The sequence below is a fragment of the Bradyrhizobium sp. 159 genome (assembly GCF_023073795.1).
GTDB lineage: Bacteria > Pseudomonadota > Alphaproteobacteria > Rhizobiales > Xanthobacteraceae > Bradyrhizobium.
The window spans coordinates 66879-77448 of sequence record NZ_JADPKE010000072.1; the positions used below are offsets into that span (position 1 = coordinate 66879).

Here is a 10570-nt window from a genome sequence, read left to right on the forward strand (position 1 = left end):
ATCACCGCCGACCAGCCTTGGCCACCGTGCGAGGCCGCCCCGCTACACAGGCCGAGCGCGACGCGATAATGTTCAAGGCGATACCCATTGTCATCCAATGGTCCGACGAGGAGTGGGAGCGCGCGAATCTCGTCAAGGTGCGCGTGGCCGCAAAACTGGTGACCTACACGCCGGACGAGCTAAAAGATGCTCTCGGTAAGTTGGCCTCGGCCGGTCACGCACCGGAGACAGTTGAGGGTCTGATAGAAACCAAGGAGCACCTGGCGGCCATGATACGGCTGCTTGAGACGGCGATTGTGCGCAGCTTCTTGGTTTTGGAGCGTCTGGGCTACGATCCCGACACGAACCCTCCGCCGGATCACAGAAACGAGTGATCAACCGCCGGCCGCTCCGCACCTGATTAGACATGGCCTCGAAGCCCCTGAATTTACGACTACGTGCCCGGCCGTGCGCCGGGCTTTTTCTGCATATGCTTGCGCGGGGCGGCGCCCCAGTTCTTGCCGGTAACTCCATGTGGAATCACGCTGCCATCCCTTGAACGTAGGACCTTCCGCGCCACCTTGCGCGCCCCTGACCGTCTTTGGTCATACGACGAAAGGTCGTTTGGCTCGTCGCCACCGTCAGTCACGTCCCGGCGAGTGCACTATCCGCTCACTTTCCGCTCACTATCCGACACTATACTCTCTGTCTCGAGGCGAGTGTGTCACGCCATCATCGGCACTCTGCCCTTGCTTCGCCATTGTTTCACTTTGAGTTTGTGCGACTTCATCCCCGCGGCCAGCGGGTTAAGCGCGAAACAGATCCCCTACTTTCATTGGGCCTCGGTTTCGCAACTTTCGCGAACCACGACGCGCTTTGTGGCCTGGCCGGCCGAGCGCCCAATGGAGCCGTACAGCATGTCGCGCCACCGCCTGATGTCCATACCTCGCTTCGCGCTACGTCGCGATGAGGCTGCGGCGTCATTGGCCGTGTCGACGACCAAGTTTCAAGAATGGTGCGACAGTGGCCGCATGCCCAAGGGCCGCAAGATCGACGGCGTTGTTCTCTGGGACACGGGAGAAGTCTTGGAGGCGTGGGAGCGGCTCCGCGACGGTTCCTATTCGAAAAATCCATTCGATGGAGTCGTCGCGTGATCAAGACGCGGCTGAAATACTGCGTCTATGATCCGGACCCGAACGGTAACGATCGCTATTACGTTCGCACGCCTGGACACCGGAAGATCCGGATCAGGGAGACGTTTGAGGACGGCGACGGACGCATCACCCCCGCGTTTATGAAGGCCTATTTCGAGGCGCTGCAGGCGATCGAGGGCAAAGCGTCGGCGCCCCCCACGCTTCCGCGGGAAAAGACCTTCAATTGGCTGGTCGATAAGTATTATCGCTCGAATAAGTTCAAGGGCTTCGATCCGCTCACGCAAGCGGACAAGCGGAGCGTTCTAGATCGGTTTTGCCAGACGGCCGGCAACATGCCATTCGCGGCGTACCGGAAAGAGGACGTCGAGGCCAGCCAGGATAAGCGCAGGGAGACGCCCGCCGCAGCCGACAAGCTGGTCAAGTATTTGCGGGCCCTGTTCGAGTGGGCGATCAAGAACAAGCATGCGACCTTCAATCCTGCCGTCGGCGTGGAGAAGATCCACGAGACGGAAGGTTGGCACACGTGGACGCCGGCTGAGGTGGAAGTCTACCGCAAGCATCACGCGATCGGGACAAAGGCCCGGCTCGCGCTCGAGATTTTCCTAAACGTCGGCGCTCGGATTTCCGATGTGGCTCGGATCGGTCGCCAGCACGAAGTTGAGGGGAGGCTGAGATTCGTTGCGTGGAAGGGGCGAGGCAAACGGAAGACGCGCCGGACCATCGACGTTCCCATTAGCGCCGACCTCGCCGTGGCGCTGGCGAACACTCCTACGGGAGACATGACCTATCTCGTTACGGAGCTTGGTTCTCCGTTCACGATCAACGGTCTCGGCAACAAGATGCGGGACTGGTGCGACGCGGCTGCGCTGAACCATTGCTCGGCTCACGGGCTCCGCAAGGCGGCTGCTGTTGCTTTGGCTGAGAGCGGAGTGACAGCACCTGAGCTTTGCGCCGTGTTCGGCTGGGGCAAGCTCGAGACCGCCGAGATTTATATCCGCGAGGCCAACGCATCGAGGATGAGCAGTAACGCCTTTGCGCGCCTTGATGAGTATCGAAACCGGAAAAATGTCTCACTTTCTGGGTCGAGAACGACCAATGAGACGAAACGGAAAAATAATCGTGAGAAATCAAATCCCGAATAGCCAGATGGTGGGCCCGGCAGGACTCGAACCTGCAACCAGACCGTTATGAGCGGCCGGCTCTAACCATTGAGCTACAGGCCCCGCTGCTGGCGACCGCTGAACGACGCTCGGACCGGCGCGGGGCTCGTTTACAGAATGGCTGGCATTCTGGCAATCCCATTGAAGAGCCTCCCTCCGCTCCTCCTCCCTCGTAAGCGCTGAAAACGACGCTTACCCTCCCTCCCGAGAAGTGCCGATTGAGTCATGCCTTAGCTCATTCTTGCTGAACAGAACAGGCCGACCGACTAGGTGAGCTTCTCGCGTTGGTCCACTGGGCGCGCAGGCAGTCGCCGCCACACGATGGCAATGACGCTTATCATCTCTGGAGCTCCGATTCGTGTCTGACAGGCCCGTCATTACTGCGCCGGCCTCCCACGGCGAGAGAGGGATTGCACGCATCAGCCGGCTTTTAGCCTTTTATCGCTTTCGCTTATCAGCAACGACTCGTTGAGGCTGAGCGGTTTGCCGACCTCGCGGTGAAGCTCGCTTGGCGCCGTCACAGCCATGTCGCCCTCGATACCGAAATCCTATCCACAGTGCTGCGGCTCGACACGTCGAACGATCTGGCCAATTATCGCGCCGTGACCGCTTACATTGGCAGTCAAAATGCCGATCTCAAGTCACATCTTTCGGTCACTCTCACGTTCTTGGATCGGATCTGGTTAAGCAATCGGCCACCCGAGTTGCGCGAGTTGAAGGCGAGAGGCATCCGGTTCTCGCTTGTGCTGTCGCCACCCGGAATAGGCCAGGCTGGAAGTGATAGAGGCGGGGACGCGCCCAGATGGTGTGGATCGCGCCGAGGCCGGGCTCGATCGATGAGCTGCGCCGAGCAATGGGGAACCCACGGCCGTCGAAAGCGCGGCCGGACCCAAGCTGATCGAGCAGAAAGACGGCGCATCACAAGGGTCAAACGCTGCTAATCGCCATGGTTGCGATGGTAGAAGTCCCTCGTCGACTGCCTGGGGGCAACATGGTTAAGGCATTTCGCAATACGGTCATGGCACTTACTTTTGTAGGAGTCGCCGGCTGCAACATGTTTTTGAATTTCATGAATGACTATTTGGTCTGCGGCCTTGCGCTGGCGGCTTCAGTGACCGCCGGCTTTTGCGTTGAGCGCATCTTCATCGAGCGGTCCCGTCGGGAGATGGTCCGCCTCCGCGGCGCGGACTGGCATTCGGCGGAGAACCGACAGGTCGACTCATGAAGTCACCCGTCGCGCGCTCGTAATTTTCATCATCCGATTTTTCGCATTCGACCCGAGGGGCTTGGCCCGATGATCAAACCGGTCCATCCATTCCGGTTCGCTCGTATCGAGCGCCTGCGAGAGCTGCTTGAACCAGACTACGGAATGGCAGTTGATCCGAATGGGGGGCGTGAGCACCACGAACATGGTGAGACCCGATCCGCAGCTGCTCGATGCAGATTTGGTACTCAGTCGTGATCCAAGAGGGTACGAGCTGGGTCCTTCGTTGCGAGCCTGCGAGCGCTACGGCACGCAAGCGGTCGATACCGCCCGAGTAGCATCACGATCTGGAAGGACGACGACCATAAGCTGACCCGACGTAGCGGGCGATTGGACGCGCCCGTTGCGGTTGAATTGAGGTGGATTTGTATGCCGGCTGGCAAGCCAGATCGGGACATAGCCAGGGGTACCCCGGCGAATCATGCGTTTGTTGCTGCGTGCAGTTGAGGCATTCGACGTCAACGATGCAGTTCGGACAAGGCGGGAGACCTGATGCGCTATATCGTCTCGAAGATCGCGACGCTGCCCTGGCTGGAGAGTTTTGCCGCGCGCATGGCGCCGGGGCCACTCGCTCTGCAATTTAAGTCTGTCCCACGCTCATGCAGGTGGCGATCGTCCGTCTGAATAGGCGGCCCCGACTTCCGCTGACCACGACGCTTCGCGCATCCGCTCACGTCGCGAGCCCACGACGCTCCAGAGCGTCTTCGCCTATCCGCCGCTGGCGCACCGTATCAGCTCTCGTTTTGAATTCAAAGCTGGTTCGGCCAGGCGTGAGTTTGTGCGTGCGTTCGAGGCCTATCGGTCGCGAAACCTTCAACTCCTTCAGCTACAGTGACACGATTCATTCCGATCGCAGATCTCGCGGGACTCAACGAGAAAGTCCTCGCGGATGTGACGGTTTTATCTGAGCGCTTCGACATCATTCCCAAGGGCGAGTTTGGGCGTTTGGGCGATAGTCGGGGGCAAGTGACTGAATTTGTGCTCGTTGCGCGTCCGTAGAGCTCCACTGGACTATCCGGTCTCACAACCTCATTTGCTCATGCGGGGTCATCCTGGCGAATGAGCCCGCTTTCTCGTAAAAGATCACCGCATATCCATGCAACATCCCTTCCCTGCGGCGAACATAGCCAGCGCTCTCATAAAGTCTTTGGGCCCCTACTTGGATCGTTGTTGTGTCGAGCATTACCCACTTGAAACGGAGAGCTACAGCTCGCGACTCCAATTCACGAAGAACGCTCCTTCCAAACCCTCGTCGCTGAAAGACGGGGTCGACCCGCATACGTCTAAGTTCTGCGACATCATCGTCAAAACGTTCAGCCCACCCATGGCAGCGAATCGGGCACCAATATGCGCAACTACGAAGTCTCCGCCCGAGGCGATGTATACTTCCCCGATATTGCGTTAATCATCCTCCCAAGCCCCTTCCGGGCCACACACACCAACATCCTGCGATGCGCTTCTGTGCAGATGCCATACATCATCGCTATCCCCGGACTCGATCCGCGCTATGATGCGACCCATGTTGGTTGCCGAAGCGTCGACCTCGCCGAAGAAGCGAACTTCTTCTTCCCGGCCTGCCTCAGCAATCGGATGGCGTTTCTCAGCTTGGCATCGATTCCGACGAATGCTTCCCTATAATCTGCCACGGCTTGTCCTCCTGCGATGAGGATCGGCTGACGCGCAGTGTAAGGCGAGCTATCTCATCGGCAGAGACGGACATACGGTCTTACCCTTCATCGGGGATGACCTCTTGAATATCCACGACCGGCTCTGTTCCTTCTGGAAAACAATCGTCGCCGGATTTTAAGTCGCACTAACGCCTATTCACTAGAACTCACTCGTCAGTATCGCGACATAAAGAGTTTTGGTTCCATCAGCATGCATGCTTGTTCGGAGTCGAGACGGCAAGCTCGACTGCGACCGATACGTTGCGTACTATTTGGGAAGCCGTGCGACGCTGGTGGTATTCCAAAGGGCCAGCCGACGGAAACTCGCAGGATCGCTGGGAAGGATAATTCCGCCGCATTTTGAAGCGATATTGGCAGGTGCGCGAGGTAGCCGGTGTAAGGCGGCCTTTTCAAAAAGTGGCAAAAACAGCATTGACTGCGTCCACTGTACTCTCGACGATGATATCAGCTTCGTGCTTTGTTAAGCACAGCGGCGGCGCGAACCCGAGAATGTCGCCCTGCGGCAAGGCGCGGCCGATAACGCCACGCTCAAGCAGCGCGGCGGCGACCTGCTCACCCACTTTTTTTGATGTATCGAAGAGGATGCGATTATCCCTATCCTCGACAAATTCCACCGCCGCCATCAGCCCGTCGCCGCGCACCTCGCCGACGTTTCCATGATCGCCCAGCGCCTCAGTCAGTGCGGACTGGAGATAGGCTCCAATATCGCGAGCATTCGTGATCAGGTCCATCTCATCGATTAGCTCAAGATTTGCAATAGCAGCCGCCGCGCAGATAGGATGGGCGGAACAAGTCCAACCATGACCGATACTACCGAGTTGATCGGAGCCTTTCACGAAAACCTGCCAAACCTTGTCCGAAATAATGACGCCGGACAAAGGAGCGTACGCGGAGGTCAGACCTTTTGAGATTGTGATCAGGTCCGGTCTGATGTCGTAGTGGTCGGAACCAAACATCCTGCCCAAGCGGCCGAATCCGGAGACGACTTCATCCGCGATGAGTAGAATGTCGTATTTCTTCAGAACCGACTGTACCTTCGCCCAGTATCCGGTGGGCGGCGGAATAATGCCGCCGGCACCTTGGATCGGCTCTCCGATGAACGCCGCGACTGTATCGGGACCCTCGGCTACAATCATTGCCTCAAGCTTGTCGACGCAGGCCTGGACGAACTGCTCCTCGCTCATGGTCGCATCAGCGCGGCGGAAATAGTACGGAGCTTCAGTGTGGAGAATTGGCGTACGCGGTAGATCAAAGGCGTTGTGGTACAGTTCAAGGCCTGTCAGCGAGCCTGTCATGACGGTTGAGCCGTGATAGGCTCGCCAGCGAGAGATAATCTTCTTCTTCTCCGGTCGGCCAAGCGCATTATTATAGTACCAAATTAGTTTGATGTTTGTCTCGTTCGCGTCCGAGCCTGATAGACCGAAAAAGACGCGACTCATGCCTTTCGGCGCCCGGTCGATGATCATCCTGGATAGCGTGATCGGGGCTTCTGTGCCGTGGCCATCGTATGCGTGGTAATAGGGGAGTTCGTTCGCCTGCTTTGCAATCGCCTCGGCGATCTTCTGGCGGCCATATCCGACATTCACACAAAAAAGACCCGCAAAGGCGTCAAGGCTGGTTCGCCCAGACTTATCAGTGATGTAGACTCCTTTGCCCCCGCTGATCACGCGAGTTTGAAGTTCACCTCGCGCATGCGCGCCGATGTGCGTCCCCGGGTGCAAGAGGTGATCGCGGTCCCAAGCACAGAGTTCGTTGAATCTGTGGGACATTTTCTGCTTCCTCTCCTACTCTGCATCAGAGGGTCTCGAGCCATATTCTAAGGGATAAGCGCCCCCACCTTATGGCTCGATGGGGGCCCACTTGCTGCCACCGAAAGGTTGGAGTCGCATCCTTGTCCGTTCGACGTTGCCGTTCAACAATAGCGAAATCGGATGTAGCGAAAAGAGGCCCGGCGCAACCAAGGTTGGTAGTTGCGCCAAAATGATGGTGCGACGCCAAGGCTAAGAGCACGACGACCTCAGTAGCCCGGGAGGACGCGTGAACGGAATCGCGGGCAGCTTAGTCGGCTATACAATTTGTTGGTTTGAGCTGCTGCCGGTTTGATGGACACCAGGTTAAGCTAATCCCACCTTGCGCTCGAACTCAACCGGACTGAGATAGCCGATGGTCGAATGCCTGCGGGCCGTGTTGTAAATCGTTCGATGTAGTCGAACACATCGGCGCGTGCCTCATCTCTGGTTCGATAGATCTTGTTGGCCGTACGCTCGGTCTTGAGCGAGGAGAAGAAGCGCTCAATCGCCGCGTTGTCCCAGACGTTGCCGGAGCGGCTCATGCTGCAAACGATGCCGTGGTCGGCCATCAGGCGCTGGAACTGTTCGCTGGTGTACTGGGCGGATTCTAACGGTCGTCGCAACACCCTGAAGTTGGAGGTTGCGATGAAAGTTGTAATTCGACGTTCGGCGCGGTCAGGACGAGCGCCATTGCCATCGGCAGGCCGGCCGTCTGTGGCCGGACGCGATGAACAGAATAGCATTTGGAAGGCGATTGCCACGGGGCAGAGCAGCGAAGATGCTGCGTTCGAGGCCGGCTTATCGCAACCTGTCGGAAGCAGATTGTTCCGAAAGGCAGGCGGCATGCCACCAGCGATGTTCAGATCTTCGGCCAAGCCTCTCCTTGCGCACTTATGTGGAGGAGAGACTTGCCGGCAGTGTTGTAGCCCCGAGCGGAGCTTGTATTGCTGGCCCCATCGTTCAGTGGAACGGCCGCCGGCATGGCCGGCGAAAGGATCGACGATGGGCCAAGGCATGGAGCGCTGAGCAGATTGCCCGACGCTTGCCGATCGACTTCCCGGACGACAAGACGATGCGCATCAGCCACGAAGCCATCTATCAGGCTCTCTTCGTTCAGGGCCGCGGTGTACTACGCAGCGAACTGATCGATGCGGGCATCCAAGTCTACTTCTGCGACCCGCAAAGCCCTTGGCAGCGCGGCACTAACGAGAACACCAACGGGTTGCTGCGGCAGTACTTTCCGAAAGGCACAGACTTAGCATCCACAGCGCCGACGAGATATCCGCTGTAGCGGCGGCCCTCAACGCCCGACCGAGAAAGACACTGGGCTGGAAAACGCCGGCAGAAGCGCTTGACGAATTACTGTCATGAGTGAAAACAATTGGTGTTGCGACGACCGTTTGAATCCGCCCTGGCTACCCTGGTCGGAGTGATGCAACAGCGCATCCGGCTTGCCGCGCCGCCAGACGGCCATCAACAATGCGTCGGTCACGAGCTGCGCCGTCATGGCGGCACTCATCGACCAGCCCACCACGCGGCGTGAGAACAGGTCGATCACCGCTGCCACATAGAGCCAGCCTTCGGCCGTCCAGAGATAGGTGAAGTCGGCGATCCATTTCTGGTTCGGACGCTCGGCAGCGAACTGCCGGTCCAGAAGGTGGCCGGCATCGTTTCGAGCTGTCGATCGCCGCTGTCCTTCGGCAAGCGCCGACGTCGCGGCCGTGCCCCTCAAGCCTTGCAGGCGCATCAGCCGCTCAATCCGGTGCAGGCCACAGTCCGCCCCATCGGCGAGCAGACCACGCCACAGCCGGCGCGCACCATAGGTGCGGTCGCTGGCGGCGAAGCTGGCCTTGACCCTGCCGCCGAGCTCCTCGTCGCTGCGGGATCTGGCGCTGGGAGAGCGGTTCAGCCAGGCATGGAAGCCCGACCGCGACACTCCCAGCGCATCGCATAGCCATGCCACCGGCCAGATCGTCCGGTGCTTCGCGACGAAGGCGAACTTCATGTCGCTTCCTTCGCGAAGTAGGCTGCGGCCTTCCTAAGAAACAGCCGGATTGGCGTCCCCGGGAATGGCCTGCAAGACGAAGCCTAGCGATTTGGCCCTCCGCTGAAGGTTGGCGACGACTTGCGCTGCGATATTGTTGCTCATATTGGTCGGCACCCGGATCCTTGTAGCTCATGCCGTGCCGGAGCGTGTTGTAGAATAAAACCGCAATCTTGCGGGCGGTCGCCGTCACCGCCTTCGACTTACCTGCCCGTGAGGACAGCCGACGATAGAATGCTCCCAGCGCTGTATCACTTCGACCGACCGTTGTGGCCGCCGACCGCAACAGCGCAGCTGCCCGACTGGAGGATCGTCGCGTACGCGAAGACAGCACCTTGCCGCCGGAGATCTTGTTGCCCGGTGCGAGGCAGAGCCAGGAGGTGAAGTGCTTGGCGGTCGGCCATGCCCTCAGATCTGTGCCGCACTCGCCGATAAGCTTTAAGGCGAGCGACGGACCCAATCCATGGATCTCGGTCAGATCGACGCCGAGCACACCATGCAGCGCGGTCCTGACATCGAACGTGGGTGTGTTGACCTGCTGGTCTTTACGCGTGGCCTGGATAGCTTTCCGCCCGGTTTTGTCCCTCTGTTGCCCAACGCAGCGATCAAGACTTCGAGCTTGCGATCGCAGTCCAGCATCTTCGCCTGGTAGATGTCGTAGAGTTCCAGCGATTGGGTCAGGGCGAAGACATGTTCATGTCGGTTGTTGCCCACCAGTGCGGCGCGGATCGTCTCCATGGAAGAATGGCAGCGTACGTCCCGGTAGGTTGCCAACACGTCGGGATTGCGCTCGCCCGCAAAATAGCTCGGATGATCCGCATGCCGGTCGCGCCCGTGATATCCGAAACCACGTGATGGAGCTGCAGGTTCATCTCCATCAGGGCCTTCTGCATATGTTGGATATGGCAGCGGCATACCAACCGCTCCCGCTGGCGCAAATAGGCGCGCAGGGTTGCAACCTCGGCATCAGGTCGGAAGCTGCCGCGTAACAGGCCATAGGAATGAAGCTGGCGCAACCATGCGGCATCGCTCACATCGCTTTTGCGCCCGGGCACGTTCTTTGCGTAGCGAGCATTGACCAGAATGACCTCAAACCCGCGCTGCTCCAGGATCTCGTAAACCGGGATCCAATAGACGCCGGTGGATTCCATCGCGACACTCGTCACGCCGCAGGCCTTAAACCAGTCCGTCAGATGATGCAGGTCTTCTGTGAATGTGCCGAAGGTGCGCACTGGCGTATCAGTGCAGGCTGGGTTCACCGCAGCCATGTGCATCTTTGATCCGATGTCGATGGCGGCCGCGCCGACATTGACCGGCTTCAACTCCGGGCGGTCACCCGTCGTCATCTTGGGCATAAGCAGGTCCTCCATTTAAAAATGGGCAGGAGGGTCAGGGTTATGCCAATCGTCATCTTCCTAATCGGGATCGCCGCCGGAGCAGCGTCACCACTCCCAAGTCCGCATGCACCCATGGACCACGTTTTTTAACGGC

8 protein-coding genes, 1 tRNA gene and 4 pseudogenes are annotated in these 10570 nt (G+C 58.9%); 6 read left to right on the plus strand and 7 right to left on the minus strand.

Annotation, left to right across the window (positions count from 1 at the left end; translation table 11 throughout):
* The first annotated feature begins 68 nt into the window (after positions 1–68).
* The 3 genes from IVA96_RS20520 to IVA96_RS20530 all read left to right on the plus strand — a co-directional run bounded on the left by IVA96_RS20520 (position 69) and on the right by IVA96_RS20530 (position 2275).
* Positions 69–374, plus strand: a complete 306-nt coding sequence (locus IVA96_RS20520; protein ID WP_247418920.1) for a hypothetical protein — start codon at positions 69–71, stop codon at positions 372–374.
* A 522-nt stretch (positions 375–896) separates the two neighbouring features.
* Positions 897–1133, plus strand: a complete 237-nt coding sequence (locus tag IVA96_RS20525) for an XRE family transcriptional regulator (RefSeq protein WP_247418921.1) — start codon at positions 897–899, stop codon at positions 1131–1133.
* A complete protein-coding gene (locus tag IVA96_RS20530) occupies positions 1130–2275 on the plus strand; it encodes a site-specific integrase (protein ID WP_247418922.1) in 1146 nt (381 codons plus the stop codon). Before IVA96_RS20525 ends, IVA96_RS20530 begins: the two co-directional genes overlap by 4 nt.
* 5 nt (positions 2276–2280) lie before the next feature.
* On the opposite strand, the gene IVA96_RS20535 is transcribed toward IVA96_RS20530, so the two are convergent.
* A tRNA-Ile gene (locus tag IVA96_RS20535) sits at positions 2281–2356 on the minus strand.
* A gap of 928 nt (positions 2357–3284) precedes the next feature.
* Between IVA96_RS20535 and IVA96_RS20540 the strand changes: the two genes are divergently transcribed.
* Positions 3285–3518 (plus strand): hypothetical protein, encoded by a 234-nt coding sequence (locus IVA96_RS20540; protein WP_247418923.1) that lies wholly within the window; start codon positions 3285–3287, stop codon positions 3516–3518.
* On the opposite strand, the gene IVA96_RS20545 is transcribed toward IVA96_RS20540, so the two are convergent.
* Positions 3513–3704, minus strand: a complete 192-nt coding sequence (locus IVA96_RS20545; RefSeq protein WP_247418924.1) for a hypothetical protein — start codon at positions 3702–3704, stop codon at positions 3513–3515. The genes IVA96_RS20540 and IVA96_RS20545 overlap by 6 nt on opposite strands.
* 874 nt (positions 3705–4578) lie before the next feature.
* Complete coding sequence (locus IVA96_RS20550; protein WP_247418925.1) at positions 4579–4836, minus strand: GNAT family N-acetyltransferase; 258 nt, start codon at positions 4834–4836, stop codon at positions 4579–4581.
* Between the two features lie 68 nt (positions 4837–4904).
* Here IVA96_RS20550 and IVA96_RS20555 point away from each other — a divergent pair, with 68 nt between their 5' ends.
* Complete coding sequence (locus IVA96_RS20555) at positions 4905–5195, plus strand: hypothetical protein (RefSeq protein WP_247418926.1); 291 nt, start codon at positions 4905–4907, stop codon at positions 5193–5195.
* A 439-nt stretch (positions 5196–5634) separates the two neighbouring features.
* Here IVA96_RS20555 and IVA96_RS20560 read toward each other — a convergent pair whose 3' ends face one another.
* A complete protein-coding gene (locus IVA96_RS20560) occupies positions 5635–7014 on the minus strand; it encodes an aspartate aminotransferase family protein (protein ID WP_247277343.1) in 1380 nt (459 codons plus the stop codon).
* Positions 7015–7359: 345 nt separating this feature from the next.
* Positions 7360–7637: pseudogene (locus IVA96_RS20565) on the minus strand (IS3 family transposase); the annotation flags it as partial.
* A 43-nt stretch (positions 7638–7680) separates the two neighbouring features.
* Here IVA96_RS20565 and IVA96_RS20570 point away from each other — a divergent pair.
* Positions 7681–8406 (plus strand): annotated as a pseudogene (locus tag IVA96_RS20570) (IS30 family transposase).
* 40 nt (positions 8407–8446) lie between these two features.
* Here the strand turns inward: IVA96_RS20570 and IVA96_RS20575 are convergent.
* Both IVA96_RS20575 and IVA96_RS20580 read right to left on the minus strand, forming a co-directional pair.
* Positions 8447–9061: pseudogene (locus tag IVA96_RS20575) on the minus strand (IS3 family transposase); the annotation flags it as partial.
* A 12-nt stretch (positions 9062–9073) separates the two neighbouring features.
* Positions 9074–10434, minus strand: a pseudogene (locus IVA96_RS20580) (IS110 family transposase).
* Positions 10435–10570 lie beyond the last annotated feature (136 nt).

Excerpts from the sequence above, each read along its gene's own strand:
- IVA96_RS20520 (WP_247418920.1), top strand. The coding sequence starts at position 69 with ATGTTCAAGGCGATACCCATTGTCATCCAATGGTCCGACGAGGAGTGG.
- IVA96_RS20525 (WP_247418921.1), top strand. The coding sequence starts at position 897 with ATGTCGCGCCACCGCCTGATGTCCATACCTCGCTTCGCGCTACGTCGC.
- IVA96_RS20555 (WP_247418926.1), top strand. The coding sequence starts at position 4,905 with ATGCGCAACTACGAAGTCTCCGCCCGAGGCGATGTATACTTCCCCGAT.
- IVA96_RS20540 (WP_247418923.1), top strand. The coding sequence starts at position 3,285 with ATGGTTAAGGCATTTCGCAATACGGTCATGGCACTTACTTTTGTAGGA.
- IVA96_RS20560 (WP_247277343.1), bottom strand. The coding sequence starts at position 7,014 with ATGTCCCACAGATTCAACGAACTCTGTGCTTGGGACCGCGATCACCTC.
- IVA96_RS20550 (WP_247418925.1), bottom strand. The coding sequence starts at position 4,836 with ATGCGGGTCGACCCCGTCTTTCAGCGACGAGGGTTTGGAAGGAGCGTT.
- IVA96_RS20545 (WP_247418924.1), bottom strand. The coding sequence starts at position 3,704 with ATGTTCGTGGTGCTCACGCCCCCCATTCGGATCAACTGCCATTCCGTA.